The 25,102-nt window shown below is 71.8% G+C and carries 19 protein-coding genes and 1 pseudogene; 16 read left to right on the plus strand and 4 right to left on the minus strand.

Features of this window, described 5'->3' with window-relative positions; all coding sequences use genetic code 11:
• Positions 1-5: 5 nt before the first annotated feature.
• The 7 genes and pseudogenes from FCI23_RS18765 (at position 6) to FCI23_RS18800 (ending at position 9,897) form a co-directional block, all read left to right on the plus strand.
• Positions 6-1,910: a GAP1-N2 domain-containing protein gene (locus FCI23_RS18765; RefSeq protein WP_136725057.1), complete on the plus strand. Its 1,905-nt coding sequence runs from the start codon at positions 6-8 to the stop codon at positions 1,908-1,910.
• 3 nt (positions 1,911-1,913) lie between these two features.
• Positions 1,914-3,836, plus strand: coding sequence for a TRAFAC clade GTPase domain-containing protein (locus FCI23_RS62390; protein ID WP_136725058.1), 1,923 nt, complete (start codon positions 1,914-1,916; stop codon positions 3,834-3,836).
• Positions 3,837-4,220: 384 nt separating this feature from the next.
• Positions 4,221-4,562, plus strand: coding sequence for a helix-turn-helix transcriptional regulator (locus FCI23_RS18775; RefSeq protein ID WP_136725059.1), 342 nt, complete (start codon positions 4,221-4,223; stop codon positions 4,560-4,562).
• A 5-nt stretch (positions 4,563-4,567) separates the two neighbouring features.
• Positions 4,568-4,639 (plus strand): annotated as a pseudogene (locus FCI23_RS59815) (VOC family protein); the annotation flags it as partial.
• 159 nt (positions 4,640-4,798) lie between these two features.
• Entirely contained in the window at positions 4,799-5,155 is a 357-nt protein-coding gene (locus FCI23_RS18785) for a VOC family protein (RefSeq protein ID WP_136725060.1), read from the plus strand.
• Positions 5,156-5,671: 516 nt separating this feature from the next.
• Positions 5,672-8,080, plus strand: a complete 2,409-nt coding sequence (locus FCI23_RS18795) for an ATP-binding cassette domain-containing protein (RefSeq protein WP_136725061.1) — start codon at positions 5,672-5,674, stop codon at positions 8,078-8,080.
• Between the two features lie 257 nt (positions 8,081-8,337).
• Complete coding sequence (locus FCI23_RS18800) at positions 8,338-9,897, plus strand: class-II aminoacyl-tRNA synthetase family protein (protein WP_246143818.1); 1,560 nt, start codon at positions 8,338-8,340, stop codon at positions 9,895-9,897.
• Positions 9,898-10,006: 109 nt separating this feature from the next.
• On the opposite strand, the gene FCI23_RS18805 is transcribed toward FCI23_RS18800, so the two are convergent.
• Positions 10,007-11,410, minus strand: coding sequence for a serine hydrolase domain-containing protein (locus FCI23_RS18805; RefSeq protein ID WP_211265390.1), 1,404 nt, complete (start codon positions 11,408-11,410; stop codon positions 10,007-10,009).
• 104 nt (positions 11,411-11,514) lie between these two features.
• Between FCI23_RS18805 and FCI23_RS18810 the strand changes: the two genes are divergently transcribed.
• From FCI23_RS18810 to FCI23_RS18830, 5 genes are all read left to right on the plus strand, one after another.
• The gene (locus FCI23_RS18810; RefSeq protein WP_136725063.1) at positions 11,515-12,498 is read left to right on the plus strand and encodes an NAD-dependent epimerase/dehydratase family protein; all 984 of its coding nucleotides are present in this window, start codon (positions 11,515-11,517) and stop codon (positions 12,496-12,498) included.
• A 112-nt stretch (positions 12,499-12,610) separates the two neighbouring features.
• On the plus strand, positions 12,611-13,438 hold the full coding sequence (gene ddaH / locus FCI23_RS18815; RefSeq protein ID WP_407645986.1) for a dimethylargininase: 828 nt from the start codon (positions 12,611-12,613) through the stop codon (positions 13,436-13,438).
• 184 nt (positions 13,439-13,622) lie between these two features.
• Entirely contained in the window at positions 13,623-15,143 is a 1,521-nt protein-coding gene (locus FCI23_RS18820; RefSeq protein WP_136725081.1) for a phytoene desaturase family protein, read from the plus strand.
• A 29-nt stretch (positions 15,144-15,172) separates the two neighbouring features.
• Positions 15,173-16,273, plus strand: coding sequence for a magnesium/cobalt transporter CorA (gene corA / locus FCI23_RS18825; protein ID WP_136725064.1), 1,101 nt, complete (start codon positions 15,173-15,175; stop codon positions 16,271-16,273).
• 88 nt (positions 16,274-16,361) lie between these two features.
• Positions 16,362-16,766: a RidA family protein gene (locus FCI23_RS18830; RefSeq protein WP_136725065.1), complete on the plus strand. Its 405-nt coding sequence runs from the start codon at positions 16,362-16,364 to the stop codon at positions 16,764-16,766.
• A 27-nt stretch (positions 16,767-16,793) separates the two neighbouring features.
• Here FCI23_RS18830 and FCI23_RS18835 read toward each other — a convergent pair whose 3' ends face one another.
• Complete coding sequence (locus FCI23_RS18835; protein ID WP_407645987.1) at positions 16,794-17,792, minus strand: small ribosomal subunit Rsm22 family protein; 999 nt, start codon at positions 17,790-17,792, stop codon at positions 16,794-16,796.
• Between the two features lie 318 nt (positions 17,793-18,110).
• Between FCI23_RS18835 and FCI23_RS18840 the strand changes: the two genes are divergently transcribed.
• Positions 18,111-19,517 (plus strand): ethanolamine ammonia-lyase subunit EutB, encoded by a 1,407-nt coding sequence (locus FCI23_RS18840; protein WP_246143819.1) that lies wholly within the window; start codon positions 18,111-18,113, stop codon positions 19,515-19,517.
• On the plus strand, positions 19,514-20,413 hold the full coding sequence (eutC, locus tag FCI23_RS18845) for an ethanolamine ammonia-lyase subunit EutC (protein ID WP_136725068.1): 900 nt from the start codon (positions 19,514-19,516) through the stop codon (positions 20,411-20,413). The genes FCI23_RS18840 and eutC overlap by 4 nt, the downstream gene beginning before the upstream one ends.
• Before the next feature lie 107 nt (positions 20,414-20,520).
• On the opposite strand, the gene FCI23_RS18850 is transcribed toward eutC, so the two are convergent.
• Positions 20,521-20,943 (minus strand): peptidoglycan-binding domain-containing protein, encoded by a 423-nt coding sequence (locus tag FCI23_RS18850; protein WP_136725069.1) that lies wholly within the window; start codon positions 20,941-20,943, stop codon positions 20,521-20,523.
• A 305-nt stretch (positions 20,944-21,248) separates the two neighbouring features.
• Here FCI23_RS18850 and FCI23_RS18855 point away from each other — a divergent pair, with 305 nt between their 5' ends.
• Positions 21,249-21,983, plus strand: a complete 735-nt coding sequence (locus tag FCI23_RS18855) for a peptidoglycan-binding protein (protein WP_136725070.1) — start codon at positions 21,249-21,251, stop codon at positions 21,981-21,983.
• The gene (locus FCI23_RS18860; RefSeq protein WP_136725071.1) at positions 21,980-22,801 is read left to right on the plus strand and encodes a helix-turn-helix domain-containing protein; all 822 of its coding nucleotides are present in this window, start codon (positions 21,980-21,982) and stop codon (positions 22,799-22,801) included. The genes FCI23_RS18855 and FCI23_RS18860 overlap by 4 nt, the downstream gene beginning before the upstream one ends.
• Before the next feature lie 7 nt (positions 22,802-22,808).
• On the opposite strand, the gene metG is transcribed toward FCI23_RS18860, so the two are convergent.
• Complete coding sequence (gene metG / locus FCI23_RS18865; RefSeq protein ID WP_136725072.1) at positions 22,809-24,542, minus strand: methionine--tRNA ligase; 1,734 nt, start codon at positions 24,540-24,542, stop codon at positions 22,809-22,811.
• Between the last annotated feature and the right edge of the window lie 560 nt (positions 24,543-25,102).

Raw genomic sequence — 25,102 nt, forward strand, 5'->3', positions numbered from 1 at the left:
GCCGCGTGGCCGGACAGGCGCACTACACTTCCGCCCCGCCACGCCCGGAAGGTGGCCAGGGCGGCTTCCAGTTCACCGCGGTGTCGGCGGGCGCGCGGGACGCGCTGACCGCGCTGCGGCCGATGCTCGTCTATGTGCCACCGCCCGGGGCGCCGAGCCGGCCGGGGCCGGCGGACCTCGCGGCGTTCCCGGTGTCGTTCGGGTACGACCTCGTCGAGGGCGCGGGGGTGCTGGCGCTGTGCCGGTATGTCGGCCAGGACTACACGGGCCGCTACGGCAATTACTTCGGGCAGGCGGTGCTCGCGTCCCCCGAGGAACTGGTCGGCGTCCGGCCGGTCGAGCTGTGGGGAGCGCCGCTGTGGGCGTCGGCACCGGTGCTGGACGGGCGGGAGTTGCCGGAGGTGGGCGAGCTGCGGACGAACAGTGCGGTCTCCCCGGACCGGGTGCGGGGGCTCTTCCGGAAGACGGATGCCGCGGGCGTCCAGCTGCTGCGGTATCTGCTGGAGGCGGTGCTGGAAGCCCTCGACGGCGGTCCCGGGGTGTTCCTTGTCGCCGCCGAGACCGAGACCGTCGTCGACTGGCTCGCCGCTGTCTCCTTCGCCCTGCCGGCGCCGCTCGCCGCGAAACTCACCTTCACGACGTACACCGACCGGCCCCGCGATGCCCGGCAGCACATCGTCGGCACCGTCCCGGAGGCCTGGGAGCGCGGCGCGGCGGGGCGCGGGCCGGCCTTCCTGCTCGACCGCCTCGCCCAGGAGGGCGGCTCCGAGCGCCGGGACCGCGTCTCCCGCGCCCCCCGGGTGCTCGCCCGAGCCTGGGCCGAGGACGACCTCGACCTGTTCGACACCCTCGCGGACATCTGGGACTCGGTCCCTGCGGCTGGTGCCGCCAAGCCCGGCGGGGCCCAGCCCTGGCCGCAGCCGACGCGGGGGAGGTTCGCTGGTTCGGCCGGGGCCCCCGTCGGCTGGGACGACGGGGGCCCCGGCTGCCCCGCCTCCCCCGACGGAGGCGTCGTACGGCTGCGGGCCGCGTGCGCGCTGGTGGCGCTGGCCCGGGGCGGTCTGTCCCACGAGCCGCTGGGGCCGGCCGAGCGGAGGGCGCTGGAGACGCTGCTGGACCGGTTCGCGGGGCGCGGGGAGCTGTTGCCGGAGAGCGTGCACCAAGGCCTGTCGGAGGGGCCGCCGGGGGTGGACTCGGCGCTGGCGGCGCGGCTGATGGCGGTATCGGCGGACTACCGGGACACCGCGCGCGCACTGATCGTCGGGGACCTGGAGGCCGGGGAACTGCCGGGCGGGCCACCGGACCCCGCGCTGAGCCCGCTGGCGCAGTTCGTGAACGGTGCGGTGGCCCTGCGGGGGACGGGGATAGCACCGGCGAAGGTGCGGGACGCGGCGGCGAATTGGCTGCTGAAGCGGCCGGCGCCGCTCGGCGACGTACTGGCCCGGCTGCTGCCGGACGGGGCACGGCCATCGCCGGTGGGGCTGACCGAGCCGTTCCGGAAGGCGGTGCTGAGCGGGCTGCTGGGCGCGCTGGAGAGCTCCGCGACGCTGCGCCGCGCCACGCTGGACACGCATACCTGCGAGCTGCTGGTGCGCTTCCCGCCGGACCCGCTGGGTGTCCCGGAGGGTGCCGACCCGTGGAGCGAGGCACCCCGGACCGCGGCCCGGGTGCTGAATTTCGGCACCGGGGACGACCGGGTCCGGCGACGGGAGGCCGGGCTGCGCCTGCTGCGGCTGTACCAGCGGGGGCTGCTCACTGACGTCGAGGCGTACGACGCGGTCCGCGACATGGTGATGCCCGGCCCGCCGCCCGCCCCGCCGCCCGCCCCTGCGGGCGCGTCTGCGGAGGAGCCGGAGCACCGGGGCGAGCGCGGCGGTTTCTGGCGCCGCGGCCGGCCGGGCGCGGAGTAGCCGGTGGGAGTGCTCTCGACGCTGCTCGTGGTCGGGCTGGTGATCACCGGCGTCATTGTCGGCATCTCGGTTCTGGTCGCCGTAGGCCCTCCGGTGGTGAAATTCGTGGGCCGGCTGCTGTTCTTCGTCGTGATGGTCCTCACGCAGCTGGCTGCGGGCGCGGTCGGCCTACTGGCGTTCCCGCTGGTGCTGCTGTGGTCGATGTGGCGGCACCTCGCCACCGTGTGGCGGATGATGGCGCTGCCGAAAGTCCGCGGCCCGGATCCGGCGGGCGGCGCCGAGCCCGCGTATCCGGCGTACTTCCGCCGCTCGGCGTGGCAGGACCTGCGCACCGTGTGGGCGGCCGTCCAGCGGGGGCAGGAGCGAGGGCGGGACCGGGCCCGCGATACCGCCGCGAATGCCTTCACGGCGGGCGACCGCGACGGTCTGTTCGCGCTCGGCCTGGCCTCGGCGTCCGTCGCCATCGCGCTGACCACGCCGGTCGTCTGGCTGCTGCTGCTGGTCGCCGCGGCGTTCCATCTGCTGGCGCTGGGCCTGGGGTTCGCCCTGTGGCACGTGCTGCGGTTCCTCGCGGCGGGCGCCGACCGGACCGCCCGCCGGGCGCGCGGGGTGCGGCTCGCCTGCCCGCACCTCGGCTGCGGGCGGCCGATCGCGCTGCCGGTGCACCAGTGCCCCGCGTGCGGCGCCGAGCACCGCGCGCTCGCCCCGAACCGGTACGGAGCCCTGCGGCACACCTGCCGCTGCGGCGCCCGGCTGCCGTCCGCCGCGCTCTTCGGCGCGCACCGGCTGGAGGCCCGCTGCCCGTCCTGCGGCGGCGCGCTGCCGCGCCGGGCGGCCCGCGCCCGGCTGCGTACGGTCGTACTGGCCGGCGGGTCCGGCTCCGGGCGCAGCACCATCCGCGGCCGGGCGGCGGGGCAGATCCGGGACCTCGCGAAGGCGCTCGGCGGCACGCCGCGCACCGACCTGCCCGAGCCTGCCCTCCTCGACCTCACCGGCCTGCGCGGGCAGGGCGCGCTGCTGGCCCTGCTCGACCCGCCGGGCGCGGCCTTCGGCACCCAGGAGGCCACCGAGTCGCTGGGCTGCCTCGGCCATGCCGACGGCCTGGTTCTGGTCGTCGATCCGCTGGCGCTGCCGGAGGTCCGCCGCTCCCTGGGCCAGGAGGACCGGGTCCGCATCGGCCGGGTGCCGGCCGATGCGGACGATCCGGCGCGGGCGGTCGAGCGGGTGCTGCATGTCGTACGGGCGCTGCCCGCCGCCGGCCGGCCGCGCCGGATCGCGGTCGTGCTGAGCAAGTCCGGTGTCCTCCGGCGCACTTCTGCGGGCGCCGGGTTCGACGGCGGCGACGATGCGGCGGTACGCGTCTGGCTCGACCGGTCCGGGGGCGGCAACCTGGTGCGCACGATCGAACTGACCGGCGCCAAGGTGCGGTACGCCGCCACCGGCGAGGGCGGCACCGACGACTCCACCGCGCTGGGTGAGCTGCTGCTGTGGGCTGCGGGCGCCCGGGTCGCCCGGCGGATCCTGCGGGTGCCGGGCGGCCGGCGGCCGGCGCAGGCCCGCCGGGAGTCGCGCCTGGGGCGGGCGCTGGCCGGGGCCGCGCGCCGCGGGCGGTGGCTGAAGCGCGTGCCGGGCAGCGGCCGGGACCCGCTCAGCCGGCTCCTCCGAGCCGGCCGGCAGCGCCGGCGCGAACGGGCCGTACTCCTGCGCCACTGCGACCCCTACGCCGAGCGCCGCCCCGACGGCTGGGTCCCCAGCGGCCGTCAGGGCGCTCCGCCGCCCGCGCTCCTCGCGGCCCGCCGAGGGCTGCTGCTCTGCCACCTCGCGGGCCTGGCGGCGCTGCCGTTGGCGCTGGCCCTGCTGCTCACCGGTGCCCTGCCTGCCGACGCCTTCGGCGGGACGCCGGTGGCGGCGGCGCACCGCAAATGACGGCACCGACCGGACGACCGGGCCGGCCACTGCCCGGGATCGCCAACGCACCCAGCGCCAGGTAACAACTGAGCACCCGCAGGAGCCCTGTCGCGCCGACATCACCGCCGCATCGGGCCCAGCGGACGCACCGCAACCGCACCAGTCTCTGCGCCCCAACTGCCGGGGCCGAGGTCGCGGTGGCGGTCCAGATCCAGTCACCCGGGCACTGGGTCGCGCCAATCGGACCGGCACCGATCGCTCCCTGTACCTGGGCCTCGATCCGACGTTCGCCCAGATCCTCGCCGACCCCGCGGTCCGTGCGTCGATCCCCGAGGGCACGCAGCCCATCGTTCGTACTGCGCTCGAACTCTACGACCGGGGCCCGGTCGCCACGACCAACGCCTGCCACGCGTTCGCGACCGGATCGACCGGGAGTACGCGCAGCCGCTGGACGTCGAGGCGCTCGCCCGCGGCGTGAACGTGTCGGCCGGGCACCTCAGCCGCCAGTTCCGGCTCGCCTACGGCGAGTCGCCGTACAGCTACCTGATGACGCGGCGCATCGAGCGCGCGACGGCGCTGCTGCGTCGTGGCGACCTCAGCGTCACCGAGGTCCGCTTCGCGGTCGGCTGCTCGTTGCTGGGCACCTTCAGCACCCGCTTCACCGAGCTGGTCGGCGTGGCGAAACAGGTGACCAGACCGATCAGGAATCGAGAAGCGCGGACCCCCGAGCCGCAGCTAGCGTGACCGCCATGGACATCACGATTCACGCGAGCTTCTTCCCGCACGACAGCCCGGACGCATCCCTGGCCTTCTATCGCGACCGCCCGGAGGTGGTCCCGCCCCGCCTTCTGCCGGGCCCTCTAAGACGAACGGCCAACGGCTAAATCGCCATCCGGGACGATCGGGCTGTCGATTTCCGGACTTCCCGTTCGTCTTCAAGCCAGACAATCCCGACCAGACCCACGACTTCAGGAGTGACCATGAGCGGCTCTTCCACCCAGGGAATCAAGACCGTGCTGCATCCCGTTTCCGACCTGGCGACGGCCAAGGAGGTGTACGCCGCCCTGCTCGGCGTACCGCCGCAGACCGACGAGTCCTACTACGTCGGCTTCGAGGCCGCGGGCCAGCACATCGGGCTGGTGCCGGGCGGTGGACCGCAGGGCATGACCTCACCGGTGGCCTACTGGCACGTGCCGGACCTCAAGGCGAAGCTGGCCGAGGTGACCGCCGCGGGTGCCACCGTGAAGGAGCCCGCGCACGACGTCGGTGGCGGCCGCCTGGTGGCCACCGTCACCGACCCCGATGGCAACGTCCTCGGGCTGCTTCAGGACCGATGAGTGCCGACCCTGCGCTCCCGCGCTCAGCGTCGACTGGGGCGGCGAGGCGCTGCTGGTGGCCACGCCGACGGACAGCCCGACCGGCAGGAACCGGCAGGAACCTGGCTGCCACCCGAACCGTTCGGCTGGGGCTGGGCCCACACCCGCGACGTGTCCATGATCGAGGGTGAAGTCGAGGTCCTCGAGATCGACGCGCTGCCGCAGCAGCGGTTGACAGGTTCGCCGCGCGCACCGGCTTCGACCCGCGTGCGCCGGCCACCCCGCACCGCTGGTTTCGCAGCTCCCCGCGCCGCATCCAGGCCTGGCGCGAGGTGAACGAGATGCCCGACCGCGAGCTGATGCGCGATGGCCGCTGGTTGGTCTGACGCCTCGGCCGGGCACGCCGCGTGGCCGGGTCCCAGAAGCTCCACAGGCCGAAGCGAGGAGAACCAGACGTCTGTGCGAGGCTGGTCAGATTGAGCCAGGCGACGCCGACGGAGACCGCGAAGACGGCCCCGCCCAACAGATGGAGACACGATGAGCATGGCCACGAGGACGGACACGCAGTCGCCTGCGCTGCACGTTGCCGACAGCCACGACCTGATCCGCGTGCACGGCGCGCGCGTGAACAACCTCAAGGACGTCAGCATCGAGATCCCGAAGCGCCGGCTGACGGTGTTCACCGGTGTCTCCGGCTCGGGCAAGAGCTCGCTGGTGTTCGGCACGATCGCCGCGGAGTCACAGCGGCTGATCAACGAGACCTACAGCGCCTTCGTGCAGGGCTTCATGTCGACGCTGGCGCGGCCCGAGGTCGACGTACTCGAAGGGCTGACGACCGCGATCATCGTCGACCAGCAGCGGATGGGTGCCGACGCCCGCTCCACCGTCGGCACCGCCACCGACGCCAACGCGATGCTGCGCATCCTCTTCAGCCGACTCGGGCAGCCGCACATCGGCTCGCCCCAGGCGTTCTCTTTCAACGTCGCCTCGATCAGCGGAGCGGGTGCGGTCACCCTGGAGCGCGCCGGACGGACCGTGAAGGAGCGTCGCAACTTCAGCATCACCGGCGGCATGTGTCCGCGCTGCGAAGGCCGGGGCACCGTCTCCGACATCGACCTCACCCAGCTCTACGACGACTCCAAGTCGATCGCCGAGGGCGCGTTCACCATCCCCGGCTGGAAGTCCGACAGCTTCTGGACCGTGCGCGTCTACGCCGAGTCGGGCCTCCTCGACCCGAACAAGCCGATCTGCAAGTACACCAAGAGGGAGATGCAGGACTTCCTCTACCGGGAGCCGACCAAGGTGAAGGTCGAGGGCGTGAACCTCACCTACGAGGGGCTGATCCCCAAGATCCAGAAGTCGTTCCTGTCCAAGGACAAGGAGGCGCTGCAGCCGCACATCCGGGCGTTCGTGGAGCGGGCGGTCACCTTCACCACCTGCCCCGAGTGCGATGGCACCCGGCTCAGTGAGGCGGCCCGGTCGTCGCGGATCGGCGGGATCAACATCGCCGACGCCTGCGCGATGCAGATCAGCGACCTGGCCGAATGGGTCCGCGGCATCGACGAGCCATCAGTGGCGCCGCTGCTCACGACGCTGCAGCAGACTCTCGACTCGTTCGTGGAGATCGGGCTGGGCTATCTCTCGCTCGACCGGCCGTCGGGCACGCTGTCGGGCGGCGAGGCGCAGCGCGTCAAGATGATCCGCCACCTCGGCTCCTCGCTCACCGACACCACCTACGTCTTCGACGAGCCCACCACGGGCCTGCACCCCCATGACATCCAGCGGATGAACAACCTGCTGCTGCGGCTGAGGGACAAGGGCAACACGGTGCTCGTCGTGGAGCACAAGCCGGAGACGATCGCGATCGCCGACCATGTCATCGACCTCGGCCCCGGCGCCGGTACGGCGGGCGGCACCGTCTGCTTCGAGGGCAACCTTGAGGGGCTGCGAGCCAGCGGCACCATCACCGGCCGCCATTTCGACGACCGCGCCGCCCTCAAGGAGACGGTGCGGAAGCCCACCGGCACGCTGGACATCCGCGGCGCGACGGCGCACAACCTGCGCGACGTCGACGCCGACATCCCGCTCGGGGTGCTTGTCGTTGTCACCGGCGTCGCCGGCTCCGGCAAGAGCTCGCTCGTGCACGGGTCACTGCCACAACAGTCGGGGGCCGCCGCCGCGGGTGTGGTGTCGATCGGCCAGGGCGCGATCCGCGGCTCGCGGCGGAGCAACCCGGCGACGTACACCGGACTGCTCGACCCGATCCGCAAGGCGTTCGCGAAGGCCAACGGCGTGAAGCCGGCGCTGTTCAGCGCCAACTCCGAGGGCGCCTGCCCCAACTGCAACGGCGCCGGCGTCATCTACACCGACCTGGCGATGATGGCCGGCGTCGCCACCACCTGCGAGGAGTGCGAGGGGAAGCGGTTCCAGGCATCGGTGCTGGAATACCACCTCGGCGGCCGCGACATCAGCGAGGTGCTCGCGATGTCGGTGACCGAGGCCGAGGAGTTCTTCGGCTCCGGCGAGGCGCGCACGCCGGCCGCGCACGCCATCCTCGACCGGCTCGCCGACGTCGGTCTCGGCTACCTCAGCCTCGGCCAGCCGCTCACCACGCTGTCCGGCGGCGAGCGGCAGCGGCTCAAGCTGGCCACTCACATGGCCGAGAAGGGCGGCGTCTACGTCCTCGACGAGCCGACCGCCGGCCTCCACCTCGCCGACGTCGAGCAGCTGCTCGGCCTGCTCGACCGGCTCGTCGACTCCGGCAAGTCGGTCATCGTCGTCGAGCACCACCAGGCGGTCATGGCACACGCCGACTGGATCATCGACCTCGGCCCCGGCGCCGGCCACAACGGCGGCCGGATCGTCTTCGAGGGCACACCCGCCGACCTCGTCGCCGCCCGCTCCACCCTCACCGGCGAGCACCTCGCGGCCTACGTCGGCACCTGACCGAGGCCCTCGCGGACACCGTGGGACAAGTTCTCTCATCTGTTTGGACTCCTCCTACTTGAGTCCGCATAAGAGGCCGCGAGCGGTCCTCGCCGCGCCGGCTTCACCGCTGTGCCGGGCCCGGCACAGCGGTGAGGCGTCCGGGGACGGGCTCGTCGCCGCCGCCTGCGGAAACGGCGGGCCGTGTCCTCGCGGCCGGCTGATTCGTTGACCCGGCCATGGACGGCCGGGGGCGATGGACATCGAGCGCTCCCGTCGTGGTTGCGGCGGCAGCAGCGCTCGCAGGCTGCCTGAATCTGCTGTGGGCGTGGTTCCTGGCGACCGGTGGCGGGGACCTCGCCGCGCAGAACGCCTGGGCGTGGTTCGCCGGACGGCACCCCGGCTCCGCGTACAGCCTCGCCTGGTACGGGGGCATCCACCCGTTCTCGTACAGCGTCATTTCCCCGTACGTCATGGCCCTGCTGGGGGTGCGCACCGTAGCGGTGGCCGCGGGCACCTTTTCGGCCGCCGTCCTGGCGCTGGTGCTGGTGCGCTCGGGGATCACCCGGCCGTGGTGGCCGGCGCTGTGGGGAGCGCTCGCGCTGTCGTGCAACGTCGCCTCCGGGCGGGTGACGTTCGCGCTCGGCGTGCTCTTCGCGTTGGGCGCGGTGGCGGTGACGGTGACGGTGGATCCGCAGGACCGGCCGGGAGCCCGGTGGCAGGCGCCTGCCGTCGTGTCGCTGGGCGTCCTGGCCACCCTGGCGAGCCCGGTGGCCGGGCTGTTCCTCGAAGTGGTCGCCGCCGGGCTGTACCTGACGGGACGCCGGCGCGCCGCCTGGACGCTGGCGCTCGGTCCGCCTCCGGTCGTGGCCGCCGGCTCGCTGCTCTTCCCCTTCAGCGGTGTGCAGCCCATCAGCGGCTCCTCGGTCGTGCTGCCGGTCGGCTGCGCGCTGGCCCTGGCCGTTCTCGCGCCCCGGGCCTGGCGGACCGTGCGGGCGGGCGCCCCGGTCTACGCGGTCGGCGTGCTGGCCACCTGGGCGGTCGCCTCGCCCATCGGGAGCAACGTCGAGCGGCTCGCCCTTCTGTTCGGCGGTGTCCTGCTGCTCGCGGCGGCCACCCAACGCCGGACCATGGCCCTCTGGGTGGCCTTCGCCGTCATCGCCTGCTGGCAGGTCCTCAAACCCATCGGCGATCTCTCGGTCACCGCCGTCGGCCCCTCCGCCCTCTCCTGGGTCCGGCAGACCGAGCCCCTCCTGGCCGAACTACGGCGCCTGCACGCCGACCGGGGCCGCGTCGAGGCGGTACCCGTCGCCACCCACCGTGAGGCCTTCGCCCTCGCGCGCCACGTCAATCTCGCCCGTGGCTGGAACCGCCAACTCGACACCGAACGCCACCCCCTCTTCTACGACGGCACCCTCACCCCGCGCAGCTACCACGCCTGGCTGCGCCGCTGGTCCGTCCAGTACGTCGTGCTGGCCCGCTCCGCCCCCGACTGGGCCGCCGGCGCCGAATCACGCATCGTCCGGCACGGCCAGCCATGGCTCCGCCCCGTCTGGGCCGACCGCAACTGGCGGCTCTACCGGCTCGCCGACCCTGCGCCCCTCGTCGACCCGCCCGCCACCATCCAGTGGGCCGGCCCCGCCGAACTCGTCGTCAACGTCCCCGCCAGGGCCTCCATCACCATCCGCATCCCCTGGTCCCCCTGGCTCCGCATCCTCGGCGACTCCCCCGGCTGCGTGGCGCCTCACGGCGAGTGGACCCGGCTCAACGCGCCCGTACCGGGCCGGTACCGGATCGGGGGGCCGTACGAACTGCCTCGCGGCACGCCGTGTGCGTAGCGCCTCCTGCGGGTCGGTGGCCGGGTTGTGCCCACCCTCCCCCAGCTACCGCTGGGAGGTGCCCCCAGTGCCAGGGCACGCGACGCCGCGGAGATCGTCCGGACAGGGCTTAGCTCGCGCGCCACCCGCCGGGGTCGGTGCCGCCCGGGACCGGGGCGGCCGGGTCGTAAGGAGCCCGGGTCAGCACGAAGGACCCGAGGTCGAGGTGGCTGACGGCACCGTCCGGCCCCCGCACGGCGCGCAACGTCTCGCCGGCGTAGTAGCCATCGAGGCCGGTCCATGTGCCGTCGGGCTCCGGGCGGAAGCGGGAGGCCCGGCCGCTCCCGGCGATGGGCCCGAGCTCAAGGGCGCGGCCTTCGCGGAGGCGCAGGGCGAGGGCCGTGGGGCCCCAGTACCAGGGGCCGGTGAGGGCGAGCAGGGCGGGATCGGGGTCGGACAGGGGGCGCCAGGGCTCGGGGATGCGTGGTTCGCGCTCGGCGACGAGCTTGAGGAGGTCGGCGGCGACGGGCCCCGTGCCGCTGGTGGAGTTGGCCAGCGCGACAGCCCCGACGCCGTCCGCGACGCTCACCCAGAGGGCGCCCACGAAGCCGGGCATCGACCCGGTGTGCCCGGCGAGGGTCCGCCCGCCCGTGCGCAGGAGTTGCAGGCCAAGGCCGTACGGGGCGTCCAGGGCCGCCCTCTCGCCGCCCTCGGCCGGCGCGGCGGGTTCACGCATCTCGGCGACGGACCCGGCGCTGAGCACCGCGTCGTCGCCCCCGGCGAGGAACGCCGCCCAGCGGGCGAGGTCGTCGGTGGTGGACCACAACTGCCCGGCCGGAGCCATCAGCCCGGTGTCCTGCACCGCTTCCGGCAGCATGAGGTCGGCCCAGGGGTGCACCGCCCAGCCGCCGGCGTGCGGAGCCTGCGGCAGGAGCGTCGTACGGGTCATGCCGAGCGGCTCCAGCACCTCGCGCCAGAGCACATCGCCCCAGGGCTCGCCGCGCAGCCGTTCCACGAGCGCGCCGAGCAGTGTGAAGCCGGGGTTGGAGTAGTGGTAGCGCCGCCCGGCGGGGTGCAGCCGCGGCTTCTCGCCCAGCACATCCGCGAGCGCTGGCCGCAGCTCCCCCGGCGTCCGCTCCCACCAGGGCCCGGGGGACTCGGAGGCCAGCCCCGCCGTGTGCGAGAGCAGCTGGCCGACCGTCAGCTCGCCGACGCCCGTCCCTTCGCCGACGTCCGTCCCGTCGAGGTGCTTGCCCAGCGGGTCGGTGAGGTCCAGCAGCCCCTCGTCGCGCAGCCGCAGCACCAGCACTGCCGCGAAGGTCTTCGTGATCGACCCGATCCGGTACTGCGTGTCCCCGTCCGGCTCATGCCCCGGCACGCAGCTGCGGGCACCCGTCCACACCGTACGGCCGTCCCGTACGACCGCTGCCACCAGCGACGGTGCCCGGGATTCGGACTGCGCCACGGCGATCCGGTGGAGCAGGGCGCGGCGCGTTTCCGGGAGCAGCTCTTCGTACGGTGAGGGCGTAGGCATGGGCGACACTTTACGACTCGGCCGGACGGTGCCAAACGGGTTAAAAGCTTCGCGCTGGCTTCCATGTCACAACAAATACGCTAAACCTCTGATAAGCCTGAATCATGCTTGATCAATACCATAGGGTCCTCGTGTCCGGCGGCCTGGGCTTTGTGGGGAGACACCTCACCAACGCCCTTCTCTCCCTGGGCAAAGAGGTGGTGATCGTCGACAACGCACGTACGTCGGTGACCACTTCGCCGCCGCCGGGAGCCACCCTCCATTCGGTCGACATCCGCGATTCCGCCGGTGTCGCCAAGGCCGCCGCCGGAGCGGAACTCGCCTTTCACCTCGCGGCCAATGCCAACGGGACACTGTCCGTGACCCAGCCCCGCCTCGACTTCGAAATCAACGCCCTCGGCACCTTCTCCCTCGCCGAGGCGCTGCTCTCCGTCGGCATCCGCCGGTTCGTGTACACCTCGTCCGCGTCGGTCTACGGGACGCCGCGCAGGTTTCCGATGGACGAGGACCACCCGACCCGGCCCTTTGTCCCCTACGGCGCCTCGAAGCTCAGCGGAGAGGTCACCTGCCTCGCCCTGCATCACGCCTGCGGCCTGCCGGCAGTGGCGGGCAGGCCGTTCTGCGTCTACGGCCCGGGGGAGAATCCCCATGAGGCGATGGTCGAGGTGGGCCGCTTCCTGCGCTGGCACCTCAACAAGCAGCGCATCCAGATCGTCGGCGACATCGACCGCAAGACCCGCGACTTCGTGCACGTCAGCGATCTGGTCGCGGGACTCCTGACCATCGCCGACCGGGGCGAGCTGGGTCAGGCCTACAACATCGGCTCCGGAACGGAGACATCGATGCGCCAGCTCGTGGAGGCGATCGCGGCGGCGACCGGCCGGAAGCCCGAGCTCAAAGTGATCCAGGAAATCGAGGACGACACCTACCGCCTGGTCGCTGACATCTCCAAACTCGAGGGTCTCGGATACCGGCCCGCCACCTCGCTCCTGGACGGTGTGGCCGATCTGGCGGAGAAGCTCGGCCCCTCTCCCGAACTCCCCGGCACCCCGACGATCTTCTCCCGGGGCCAGCGCGCGGAATCGTGACCTGACGGCGGGGAATTCCCTGTCCGTAATCCGGTGCGGAGTGTCCGCCTCAGGTTCATCATGTGCTCAGTGAGTCCCGAACGGTGCCCTACCGGACCCTGAGGAGCCCTCTTTGAGCACACCCCGCGCCGCCACACCCCGGCGGTATCTGATGTGCCCCCCGACCCACTTCCGGGTGACCTACTCGATCAACCCATGGATGGACCCGGCCAAGCCGGTCGATTCCGCGCTCGCACTCTTCCAGTGGGAGGACCTGCGCGACCGCTACCGCGCCCTCGGCCATACGGTCGAGATCCTCGACCCCGTGCCCGGCCTGCCCGACATGGTCTTCGCCGCGAACGGCGCGACCGTCGTGGACGACCGGGTCCTCGGCGCCCGGTTCGCATGCGAGGAACGGACGGCGGAAGCGCCCGCCCACCTCGCCTGGTACCAGGCGAATTTCGCCGAGGTACAGGAGCCACGGCACATCAACGAGGGTGAAGGGGACTTCGCCGTCACCACGTCCTGGATCCTGGCCGGCCAGGGCTTCCGCAGTAGTCTGCTCTCGCACTCCGAGGCCCAGGAGTACTTCGGCCGCCCGGTCATCAGCCTGGAGCTGACCAATCCGCACTACTACCACCTCGATACGGCCCTCTCCGTCCTCGACGGGGACCAGGACGAGGTCATGTACTACGCCGAGGCCTTCTCCCCCGGCAGCCGGGCGGTCCTGCGCCGGCTCTTCCCCGACGCCCTGCTCGCCACCGCCCAGGACGCGGCGGCCCTCGGGCTGAACGCCGTCAGCGACGGGCTGCACGTGCTGCTCCCGGCCGGCGCGAAGGGCCTCCTCGGCCCTCTGCGGGCGCGGGGGTACGAACCTGTCGGCGTCGACCTCTCCGAGTTGCACAAGGCGGGCGGCAGCGTGAAGTGCTGCACGAACGAGCTGCGCTCAGCTTCGGGGTGACCGAAACTGGAGGCTCTGCCCCCAGATCCCCAGTCCTCAAACGCCGGACGGGCTGAATTTACCCACGTTGTGGGCACCCCGTTCCGCTGGTCGGAACGGGGTGGGCACAACGCCGGCCACCGGCCCGCGCCCAAGGGCCATTGCCCGGTGCCGGGCGGAGCGTGGTACGAAGGGGCGCATGCGCATGCCCCTCCGTACCTCCTACGATGCCGTGATCGTCGGCGGCGGCCACAACGGCCTGGTCGCCGCCGCATACCTCGCCCGCGCGGGCCGCTCCGTGCTCGTACTGGAACGGCTGGACCACACCGGCGGGGCGGCGGTGTCGACCCGGGCCTTCCCGGGGGTGGACGCACGGCTGTCGCGCTACTCGTACCTGGTCAGCCTGCTGCCGAGAAAGATCACGGACGACCTGGGACTGCGCTTCGCGGTACGCAGGCGCCGGATCTCCTCGTACACCCCGAAGGGCGACGGAGGGCTGCTGGTCGACTCCGGCTCCCCGGCCCGCACCCGCGAGAGCTTTCTCCGGATCACCGGTTCCGACCGGGACTTCGAGGCGTGGCAGCGCTTCTACGGGATGACGCAGCGGGTCGCCGAGCGGGTGTTCCCGACCCTGACCGGGCCGCTGCCGAGCCGCGCCGGGCTGGAACGGATCGTGGACGATCCGGTGGCCTGGGAGGCCCTGTTCGAACGGCCGCTGGGCGAGACGGTGGAGGCGGTGTTCGATGACGACCTCATACGCGGCGTCGTTCTCACCGATGCCCTGATAGGCACATTCACGTACGCCCACGACCCTTCGCTGCTGCAGAACCGCTGCTTTCTCTACCACGTGATCGGCGGCGGCACCGGCGACTGGGATGTACCCGTCGGCGGCATGGGCGCGCTCACCGACGCCCTCGCGGACGCCGCCCGTGCGGCGGGCGCGGAGATCGTCACCGGCGCCGAGGTGACGGCCGTGGAAACCGACGGCACGCAGGCCGAGGTCAGCTACGCCGGAGGCCGGGTCGGAGCCCGGCACGTCCTCGTCAACGCCTCGCCGCACGCGCTGGCCGGGCTGCTCGGCGAGGCACCGCCCGCCAAGCCCGAGGGCGCCCAGATGAAGGTCAACATGCTGCTGCGGCGCCTGCCCCGGCTCCGTGACACCGGTATCGACCCGCGCGAGGCATTCGCCGGGACCTTCCACATCGCCGAGTCGTACAGCCAGCTGCAGACCGCGTACGAGGAAGCCGCCGCCGGGGCGGTCCCCGCCACTCCCCCGTCCGAGATCTACTGCCACAGCCTCACCGACCCCTCCATCCTCGCCCCCGACCTGGCCGCCCAGGGCCTGCACACCCTCACCCTCTTCGGCCTGCACGCCCCCGCCCGGCTCTCCTCGTCGAAGGACGCCCTGCTCAAGGCCATCCTGGCGCAGCTCGACGCGGTACTCGCCGAACCGCTCACCGACTGCCTGGCCGAGGACGCCGACGGCCGCCCCTGCATCGAGGCGAAGTCCCCGCTCGACCTGGAGCGCGAGGTCGGGCTGCCGGGCGGCCACATTTTCCACCGCGACCTGGCCTTCCCCTACGCGTCGGAATCCACCGGCCGGTGGGGAGTCGAGACGGACCGCCCGAACGTCCTGATCTGCGGCGCCGGCGCGGTACGTGGTGGCGGGGTCAGCGGCATTCCCGGGCACAATGCTGCGATGGCCGTGCTGGAGCAGGCCACGTAACTGTGCAGTTGGGTAAGAGGAGTGGCGCGATGGCAGGTCAACGGCAGTGGTTGAGCACCGGCAGGACCGGGAAAGCCGACAAGGCCGGCAAATGGGTGGAGGCCCCGGTCCCGCCCGCGCCTCGCAAATGCACCGATGACGTGGTCGTCGACTGCGCCGTGTACGAGGACGGCGTACGCAAGGCGACCCTGCCGCCGCGCGAGGCGCTCAAGGCCGCCCGCGAGCGGCCCGGCGGCTTCACGTGGATCGGCCTCCACCAGCCGGAGGCCGATCACCTCGCCGAGATCGCCGAGGCCTTCGACCTGCACCCACTGGCGGTGGAGGACGCGGTCAAGGCGCACCAACGGCCGAAGCTGGAGCAGTACGGCGACACGCTCTTCCTCGTCCTCAAGACGATCGTCTTCGTCGATCACGAGAAGCTCACCGCGACCAGCGACGTCGTCGACACCGGTGAGATCATGATCTTCCTCGGCGCCGATTTCATCGTCGTCGTCCGGCACGGCAGCGCGCCCGACCTGGCCCGGGTCCGGCGCAATCTGGAAGCCCGCCCCGACCTCCTCACCCAGGGCCCGGCGGTCGTGCTCCACGCCATAGCGGACCAGGTCGTCGACGACTATCTGGAGGTCGCTGACGCGGTCGAGCTGGACGTCGAGCAGATGGAGTCCGATGTCTTCTCCCCCGGACACGGCGACGACGCCGAGCGGATCTACCAGCTCAAGCGCGAGCTGCTCGAGTTCAAGCGCGCCGTCCTGCCGATGGCCCGGCCGCTGCAGCGCCTCGCCGATGAGCCGCAGCCCGGCATCGGCCCGGAGGTGGCCCGCTATCTGCGGGACGTCGCCGATCACCTCGCCCAGGTGCGGGAGCGGCTCGGCGGCTACAGCGAGCTGGTCGACGGACTGCTGGCGGCCAATCTCAGCCAGCTCGCCGTACAGCAGAATGTCGACATGCGGCGGATCAGCGCGGCGGCGGCCGTCCTGGCCATCCCCACGATGATCGCCGGGTTCTACGGGATGAACTTCGAGAACATGCCGGAGCTGAAGTGGTCCTTCGGCTATCCGCTGATGATGGCCTTCACCGCCACGGTGTCCTATGTCGTCTACCGGGCCTTCCGGCGTTACGGCTGGCTGTGACTCGGGCGGATATTCGCAGCGGCGGCGGGCGGTCGCCGCGTAGCGTTGGCCGGTCAACGATCACGGTCAACCCACTCAGGGAGCACTCATGTCGCATCTCACCCACATCTCCGGACCGGACGGCGTCGCTCCGGGAAACGGCTACAGCCATGTCGTCTTAGGCGAGGGCCGGTTCATCGCCGTCTCCGGGCAGGTCGCCCTCGACGAGGACGGCAAGCTCGTCGGCGAGGGGGATGCCGCCGCCCAGGCGGCTCAGATTTTCGAGAACCTGCGCCGATGCCTCGCCGCCGCCGGTGCGACCTTCGCCGACGTCGTGAAGCTGACCTTCTACGTCACCGACATCGCCATCCTTCCGGCGGTACGGGTGGCCCGTGACGCCCACATAGACACCGAGCGCCCGCCGGCCAGCACAGCGTTCCAGGTGGCCGCCCTCTTCCGGCCGGACCTGCTGTTGGAGGCGGAGGCCTTCGCCGTCATCCCGCCGAGGGAGTAGAGGCCGCGCGAACAGGTGGGGCGGCCTCTAAGGCGGCCACGCATCGCCCCAGTCGGCATCGCGGGCGGCACGGTAGTCCACACCGTGCCGCTTGGTGACGGTGGTGCGCCGCAGGCCCTCGTCGCGGGTGCAGAGTTCGAGCAGGACCTGGCCCTTGCGCAGCTGGGGGTGGCGTACGACGCGGCTGACGGCCGGGGTGGCGGGGAAGCGGGCGGCGGCGACGTAGCTGAACTTCTCGTCCTCGTACGGGAGCGAGCCGCCCTTGACCTGGCGGTGCAGGGAGCTGCGGTTGACGCGGGCGGCGAAGTGGCACCAGTCGGGGGCCTGGACGGGGCAGGCCGCGTCGTGCGGGCAGGGGGCGAGGATCCGGTAGCCGGCGGCGATGAGCTGGTCGCGGGCCGCGATGACGCGGGCGTAGCCGTCGGGAGTGCCGGGCTCGACAATGATCACGGCGCCGCCGGCCGCTCGCGCCGCCTCCGCGACCAGGGCGGTGCGGTCGGCGGCGGTGAGCTCGCCGATGACGTACGAGATGGTGACGAGGTCGGCCTCGGGGAGCCGCTTGCCGCTGCTCAGGGAGACCTTGCGCCACTCGGCGGCGCGTACGGCGGCGGAGTCGGCGCCCCGGGCCAGGGTGCGGCCGAGGTCCAGGGCGGCGTCGGACCAGTCCAGGACGGTGCTGCCATGCCTACCGTCGTCCGCCCAGGCGTCACCGACCGCCCAGGTCGCCGCGCCGGTGCCGCCGCCGACGTCGAGGTGGCTCGCCGGGCTCCACTCACCTGCCCGGGCCCGGAACGCGGCCAGTGCCGACCGCACGGCGGCGTAGGTGGCCGGCATCCGGTAGGCCGCGTAGGCCGCGACATCGGAGCGGTCGCGCAGGATCGGCGCGTTCGTCGGCGTACCGCCCCGGTAGTTCGCGATCAGCCGGTCGACGGCCCGGGCGGCCTGCGTCGGGGGCAGCCCGTCGAGCAGCTCGGCCAGGGCGGCACGCAGATCGTCGGGGGCTTGGAGAGTGGGCACAGCCGACAATTCTAAGGGCGGCCGGCTGCGGCAGGGGCGCCCGTCCCGGGCTCCTCATCCGGTTCGCCAACGAGGGGCAATTCTCACCTCAGCGATTCGGATTCACGCAGGTCACAGCGTTAAATGTGGGTCAATTCCGACTGCGAAACGAACGTCTGTGTTAACTCTCCGGCCATGCGTGGACCCTATGGTCTGGCTCTCCTACGGTCGGTGGGACATGGGTCGGCAGGCATGCTGAGCCGACGCACGCGGTCCAGGCAACGGGACGTGCCCTCATGCCGCATGCTCCCTCCGGAGCCGGGCGGCCCGCAGAACGGAGAGCCACTCTTGAGCGGTTACACCGCCACCCTCGGCGTCCGCCGCTACCGGTTCACCGGTCTCGCCCACCTCCTCGCCGCCGCGAGTCCCGAACGCACCGGTGACCGGCTGGCCGGGCTCGCCGCCGAGTCCGCGCAGCAGCGCGTCGCCGCCCGGATGGCCCTGGCCGAGGTACCGCTGCGGCAGTTCCTCGCCGAGCCGGTGATCCCGTACGAGGACGACGACGTCACCCGGCTCATCCTCGATACGCACGACGCCGCCGCCTTCGCGCCGGTCGCGGATCTCACCGTCGGCGAGTTCCGGGATTGGCTGCTGTCGGAGGCCGCCGACGGTCCGGCGCTGGCCGCCATCGCGCCGGGGGTCACCCCCGAGATGGCCGCGGCTGTCTCGAAGCTCATGAGCAACGCGGACCTCGTCGCCGCCGCCCGTAAAGTGCGCGTCGTCACCGCCTTCCGCTCCACCATCGGCCTCCCCGGCCGGATAGCCACCCGCCTCCAGCCCAACCACCCCACCGACGATCCGGCGGGTGTCGCCGCCGCGCTGCTCGACGGGCTGCTGATGGGCTCCGGTGACGCGGTCATCGGCATCAACCCGGCGACCGACAGCCCGCGCGCGGTACGGGCGCTGCTGGAACTGCTCGACGGGGTGATCGAGCGGTACGGCATACCCACCCAGTCCTGCGTGCTCAGCCATGTCACCACCAGCATCGGTCTCATGGAGCAGGGCGCCCCGCTGGACCTGGTCTTCCAGTCCATCGCCGGGACCCAGGCGGCCAACGCGTCCTTCGGTGTCACCCTCGGGATCCTCGACGAGGCCTTCCAGGGCGCGCGCGAGCTCGGCCGCGGCACCGTCGGGCAGAACGCCCTGTACTTCGAGACGGGCCAGGGCAGCGCCCTCTCCGCCGACGCCCACCACGGCGTCGACCAGCAGACCTGCGAGGCCCGCGCGTACGCCGTCGCCCGGCGCTACGAGCCGCTCCTGGTCAACACCGTCGTCGGCTTCATCGGCCCCGAGTACCTCTACGACGGCCGGCAGATCCTCCGCGCCGGGCTGGAGGACCACTTCTGCGGCAAGCTGCTCGGCCTGCCCATGGGCCTGGACATCTGCTACACCAACCACGCCGACGCCGATGACGACGACATCGCGACGATGCTCACCATGCTCGGCGTCGCGGGCGCCTCGTTCGTGATCTGCACGCCCGGCGGTGACGACATCATGCTCAACTACCAGTCGGCCTCGTACCACGACGCCCTCTACCTGCGGGAAGTGCTGGGGCTGCGCCCCGCCCCCGAGTTCGAGGCCTGGCTGGACGGCATCGGCCTGCTGGACGACCGGGGCACGATCCGCGACGTATCCGGCGCCGCCCACCCGCTTGCCGCCATCGCGGCGGCCGCCGGGAAGGAGATCGCCGCATGACGAGCCGTCACCTCACGCCTGCCGGCGAGTCCGCGAGCCCAGTCCCGGCCGTTCCCGGGGTCGGCCACGACGACCGGACGCCCGTCACCGCGACCGGCTCCGGCACGCCCCCCGAGGGCTCGGCCCACGATCCCGGCGCGCCCGCGACCGGCGTGGCCGACGCCGCCCTCTGGTCCGCCCTGCGCCGCCACACCCAGGCCCGCATCGGCCTCGGCCGGGCCGGCTCCGCCCTGCCCACCCGGCACCGCCTGGAGCTCCAGGCCGCCCATGCTGCCGCCCGGGACGCCGTCCACACCCCGTTCGACCCCGACATCATCGCCGCCGCCCTCCCCGGCACCCCGACCCTCCGGGTGCACAGCGCCGCCCCCGACCGCCTCACCTATCTCCAGCGCCCCGACCTGGGCCGCCGCCTCGACGACGCCGACCGCGCCCGCCTCCCCCACGGCGACTGGGACGCCGTCGTCATCATCGCCGACGGCCTCTCCAGCCGCGCCGTCCACGACCACGCCGCCGCCGTCGTCCGCGCGACCACCGCCCTGCTCCCCGGCTGGAACCTCGCCCCCGTCGTCCTCGCCGGCCAGGCCCGCGTCGCCCTCGGCGACGACATCGGCCACGCCCTGGGCGCCGCCATGTCCGTCGTCCTCATCGGCGAACGCCCCGGCATGTCCGCCGCCGACAGCCTGGGCGCCTACCTCACCTACGCCCCCGGCCCCGGCCGCACGGACGCCGACCGCAACTGCGTCTCCAACATCCGTCCCCCGCTCGGCCTCTCCCACCCCGAGGCCGCCCGCAAGCTCGCCGCCCTCATGCACCGCGCCCGCGACCTCCGCCTGACGGGCGTCGCCCTCAAGGACGAGTCCGACGCCGCGATGCCTCTGTCCGCCGCGGAGGAATAGCGGGGCCGGCTCCGAGTTGTCCCGGGCACGGCGGCCCGTCCTCTCCCCCAGGGAGGACGGGCCGCCGTCGCGCTGCCCGACCGAGCGGGCTATGGTGCGCCACTCGCTCAGTAGCGCAGCCACCACCAGGTGTGGGCACCGACGATGCCGTCCACCTTGAGCTTCGGCGAAGGGTGCTGGTTCTTGTTGATCTGAGTCTGGAACGACTTGACCGCTGCCTTGGTCTTCGAGCCGAACTTGCCGTCCACCGCCAGCTTCTTCCCGGGTGTGGTCTTCCAGTGGTACCTGAGCAGCGCCTGGATCTCCTTCACGGCGCTGCCGGAACTCCCGGAGGCCTTGGTGGCGGTCCCCTTGTAGTAGCCGCAGTAGTAGCCGACGCCACTCAGGTGCTTGCACTTCACCGCCTGCGGCGACGCTGCCGGGGCCGCCGCCCAGGAGACACCGGCCTGAGCCGGCGGGGCGAGGGCTGCGCCGCCGCCGAGGAGGGCCGCCGTCAGGGCAGTGGCCGCGAGTCGCTTGCTTACGTTCATGTCTCGGGATTCCTTCCGGGTTGCGATGGGGCGCGGTTGACCGTGCCGCCCGTCCTGCCTGACCGATGCTGCCGGTCGGCTTCCGGCCGAGTCCAGACCGGCTGGCCAAGTGAGGTGCCAGCGGGACGTCCCACCTTCTGACCTGCAGGGACGACGGAGGGAATGCTGCCGTGCCGGGACGCCCTGGTGGCCTGATCGCCCGCGTGGTACGTATACGGGGGAACTACGGCCGGACGGACGTCATCCGGATTCCGTAGAGTGCCGATGCCGGGGAACGGACCGGCGTGCGTGAACGGGGAATGGACATGTCGCGTTGGAAAGCGCTGCCCGAGTCAGTGGATCCACAGGTCCGGCAACTGGTGGTGCAGCTGCGCAGGTTGAAGGACCACAGCGGGCTGAATCTGAAGTCTCTGGAAGCCAGGACCGGCTACAGCAAGTCGTCATGGGAGCGGTATCTCAACGGGAAGAGCCTGCCGCCGCGCCAGGCCGTCGAAGAACTGGCGCGGGTGTGCGTGGTCGATCCGACCGGGCTGCTCGCGCTGCACGAGGTCGCCGAGACCTGCTGGGGGGAACGCGGGACGGCGGCCGGCCAGCAGAACCCGGAGGCCGAGGAGCGACCAGTGCTTCCGCCGGAGCCGAGGCACCGGCCCACCAAACGGCAGCTGCTGGCGGCCGCCGTAGTGGTGGCAGCAGGCGTACTCGTGGCGCTGCTGGTCACCGAGCCCTGGCATGAGGACGCGGTCCGGACTACGGCCAAAGCCGGCGCGCAGCCGAGCTACGCATGCGACGTCCACCGCAAGGAGGGCAGCTGGTATGCGGGCAACAGCCCGACTCGGGACGCCGTGCTCCAGATGGGTATGGCGGGCCCGGAAGTCGCTGAGGTTCAGTGCCTGCTGCAGCGGGCCGGCTTTTCACCAGGCGGGATAGACGGTGTCTTCGGCAACCGTACGCAATGGGCCGTCAGGCAGGAGCAGCAACACGCGAAGCTGGTCGTTGACGGCATTGTCGGGCCACACACCTGGACGGCGCTGCGCGGATGACTTCCCGGTTGTCGGAGCCCGAGTGCAGGCAGCTGGTTGAGGGGCTCTGTGAACTGAAGCACCGTACGGGCCTCAGCCTGGCAGGACTCGCTGACCAGACTCCGTACAGCAAGTCGGCGTGGGGGCGGTATCTCGGCAGGCAGGTGCTGCCACCACGGGAGGCCGTGGAAGCGCTGTGCCAGGTAGCCGATGAGCCCAAAGGCCGGCTCATGGCGCTGTGGGAACTGGCGGACCTCGCCGTCAGCCGGCGGGGTGCGTGCAGGCCCCCCGAGCCCGAAGCCGGGTCGGCGTCGTCGTCATCAGCGGCGCCGCCGCCGCTGACGACGACGCAAACGGCACGGAGGCGTGGCCGGACGGTGTACGCGGCCGGCCTGGCGGTCGCGCTGGTCTGCGCGGCAGCGGTCGGGCTCGGGATTTCCCGGTCGGCACGCCCGGCGACTCCCGAGCTGTCACCCGCTGGGCCCCGGTGCCATGGAGAGTCCTGCGCCGGGAAGAGCCCGGAGGGCATGTTGTGCGGTGCCCCACCACGGTCCCTCGGCTTGCACCGGGCCGCCACCGGCGCCCAGGTGGAGATCCGCTACAGCGTGGAGTGCGGCGCGGCATGGGTCCGGATCTGGCAGAGCCGGATCGGCGACCGGATCGAGGTGTCCGCACCCGGCGGACCGGCAAGAACTGCCAAGGTCACCGACACGTACGACGCGCAGGGCTATCTCTTCACCCCGATGGTGGCGGTGACCGCCGGGAACCGGGTGCGCGGCTGCCTGGAGCCGACGGGCGGAGGCGCGCGGGAGTGCTTCGAAGGCACAGTCGGCCCGTAGGCGATCGCTACGGAGCATTGGCGCCGAAGCGGGCGCGGTACGACTCCAGGTCGTCGTCGGTGATCTTCGCGAAGAGCACCGGCGGGACGGCGAAGGCGGTACCGGCCGGGATGAAGTCCAGCGCGCGGGCCTGGTCGGCGGAGACCCAGCGGAGCTGCGCCGCGGGGGAGTCGGCGGGCAGGGCGAAGGCGGCGCGCATGGCCTTGGTGGTGGCCGGGATGAGGGGTTCGGACACCACGGCGTACAGATGGATCAGGTTCATGGCGGTGCGGAGCGTGAGGGCGGCGCCCTCCTGGTCGGTCCTGATCTCCGTCCAGGGGGCCTTCTCCTCCAGGTAGGAGTTGCCGGCGCTCCACAGGGCGCGCAGTGCGGCGGCGGCCTTGCGGAATTGCAGGGTGTCCATGTGCCCCTCGTACTCGGCCAGGAGCCGCGCGATCTGCTCGCCGAGCCGGGCCTCCGGGGCGCCGCTCTCGCGGCCGGCCGGGACGGTGTCGCCGAACCGCTTGCGGCTGAAGGAGAGCACGCGGTTCACGAAATTGCCCAGGTTGTCGGCGAGGTCCTTGTTGACGCCGGACGAGAACAGCTCCCAGGTGAAGCTGGTGTCGTCGGACTCGGGGGCATTGGCGATCAGGAAGTAGCGCCAGTAGTCGGCGGGCAGCAGATCGAGGGCGGCGTCGGTGAAGATGCCGCGCTGCTGGCTGGTGGAGAATTTCCCGCCGTAGTAGGTCAGCCAGCTGAAGGCCTTGACGTAGTCGACCTTCTTCCAGGCGTCACGGGTGGCGAGCAGTGTGGCCGGGAACATGATGGTATGGAACGGGACATTGTCCTTGGCCATGAACTGGGTGTAGCGGACGGAGTCATCGGCCTCGTACCACCAGGACTTCCAGTCGCGGAACTCGCCCGCGGGCGCGGCGTCGGCCCACTCCTTTGTCGCGCCGATGTACTCGATCGGGGCGTCGAACCAGACGTAGAAGACCTTGCCCTCGGCGGCGAGGTCGGGCCAGGTGTCGGCCGGGACGGGCACGCCCCAGTCCAGGTCGCGGGTGATCGAGCGGTCGTGCAGGCCTTCGGCGAGCCATTTGCGGGCAATCGAGGACGCCAGGGCGGGCCAGTCGGCGCTCTGGGCGTCGAGCCAGCTCTCGACTTCCGCTGCCAGCTTGGACTGGAGGAGGAAGAGGTGCCTGGTCTCACGGATTTCGAGGTCGCTGCTGCCGCTGATGGCCGAGCGCGGTTCGATCAGGTCGGTCGGGTCGAGCACCCGGGTGCAGTTCTCGCACTGGTCGCCGCGGGCCTTGTCGTAGCCGCAGTGCGGACAGGTGCCTTCGATGTAACGGTCGGGGAGGAAGCGGCCGTCGGTGTTGGAGTACACCTGGCGGATCGGGCGCTCCTCGATGAAGCCGTTCTTCTGCAGCTCGCGCGCGATGGTCTGGGTGATCTCGACGTTCTGTGCCGACGAGCTGCGGCCGAAGTAGTCGAAGGCGAGGTGGAAGCCTTCGTAGATCGCCTTCTGCGCCTCGTGCTGCCGCGCGCAGAACTCGTCGACGGGGAGACCGGCCTCCTTGGCTGCCAGCTCGGCGGGGGTGCCGTGCTCGTCGGTGGCGCAGATGTAGAGGACATCGCGGCCGCGCTGCCGGAGGTACCGGGCGTGGACATCCGCCGGGAGCATGGACCCAACCATGTTGCCCAGGTGCTTGATCCCATTGATATAGGGCAGAGCACTGGTGATCAACTGTCGAGTCATCCTTGGATGCTCCAATTTGTTCGGTATCGATAGGCCGCGGCCGACCCTGATACGGGCCAGACGGTCGCCGCAGATCACCGTCATCGTATCCAAGCCGGGCGGGCCGCTCGCACGCTCTCTTGCGCGCGCGGCCGCGGCCCGGGCCTGGCGGCCCCGCCCCGGGCGCCACACCCAGAGCAGAGCTGGCGGGACCGCCGACCCGTCACCAGCTGCCTTTTGACCCCTGACAGCTGGCCGTCATGTGCCATCTCCCGCAGTCGGCCGCGACGCCGACGGTGTCGACGAATGGCGTGACCAGCTTACCCTGATGTGAAAATGAAAACCACTGCCGTACGCCAAGTGTTGGGCAAGCACGGGAAAAGCGCCGGACAAGCGCGGACTGACACCGTGCGAGATCACGCCAAATCGCAGCGAACGTACAACCGTTTGGCTTAGTGCGTTGTGGCAAACCGGATCTCGTTCGAGGTGTGCGGCGTGGGTGATCATCTGGACGGAGGTTCGGGTGCGGCCGCGGGCATGAAAGAACAGGCCCCTTGGTAGTGACGCGGTTACGACACCCA

Origin of the sequence: Actinacidiphila oryziradicis (assembly GCF_005047355.1) — a bacterium.
Lineage (GTDB): Bacteria > Actinomycetota > Actinomycetes > Streptomycetales > Streptomycetaceae > Actinacidiphila > Actinacidiphila oryziradicis.

What these genes read in the sequence shown, in the direction of transcription:
- FCI23_RS18855 (WP_136725070.1), top strand. Translation starts at nt 21,249, where the DNA reads ATGTCGCGTTGGAAAGCGCTGCCCGAGTCAGTGGATCCACAGGTCCGG.
- FCI23_RS18820 (WP_136725081.1), top strand. Translation starts at nt 13,623, where the DNA reads ATGCCCCTCCGTACCTCCTACGATGCCGTGATCGTCGGCGGCGGCCAC.
- FCI23_RS18795 (WP_136725061.1), top strand. Translation starts at nt 5,672, where the DNA reads ATGAGCATGGCCACGAGGACGGACACGCAGTCGCCTGCGCTGCACGTT.
- FCI23_RS18805 (WP_211265390.1), bottom strand. Translation starts at nt 11,410, where the DNA reads ATGCCTACGCCCTCACCGTACGAAGAGCTGCTCCCGGAAACGCGCCGC.
- FCI23_RS18785 (WP_136725060.1), top strand. Translation starts at nt 4,799, where the DNA reads ATGAGCGGCTCTTCCACCCAGGGAATCAAGACCGTGCTGCATCCCGTT.
- metG (WP_136725072.1), bottom strand. Translation starts at nt 24,542, where the DNA reads ATGACTCGACAGTTGATCACCAGTGCTCTGCCCTATATCAATGGGATC.
- FCI23_RS18850 (WP_136725069.1), bottom strand. Translation starts at nt 20,943, where the DNA reads ATGAACGTAAGCAAGCGACTCGCGGCCACTGCCCTGACGGCGGCCCTC.
- eutC (WP_136725068.1), top strand. Translation starts at nt 19,514, where the DNA reads ATGACGAGCCGTCACCTCACGCCTGCCGGCGAGTCCGCGAGCCCAGTC.
- corA (WP_136725064.1), top strand. Translation starts at nt 15,173, where the DNA reads ATGGCAGGTCAACGGCAGTGGTTGAGCACCGGCAGGACCGGGAAAGCC.
- FCI23_RS18810 (WP_136725063.1), top strand. Translation starts at nt 11,515, where the DNA reads ATGCTTGATCAATACCATAGGGTCCTCGTGTCCGGCGGCCTGGGCTTT.
- FCI23_RS18830 (WP_136725065.1), top strand. Translation starts at nt 16,362, where the DNA reads ATGTCGCATCTCACCCACATCTCCGGACCGGACGGCGTCGCTCCGGGA.
- FCI23_RS18860 (WP_136725071.1), top strand. Translation starts at nt 21,980, where the DNA reads ATGACTTCCCGGTTGTCGGAGCCCGAGTGCAGGCAGCTGGTTGAGGGG.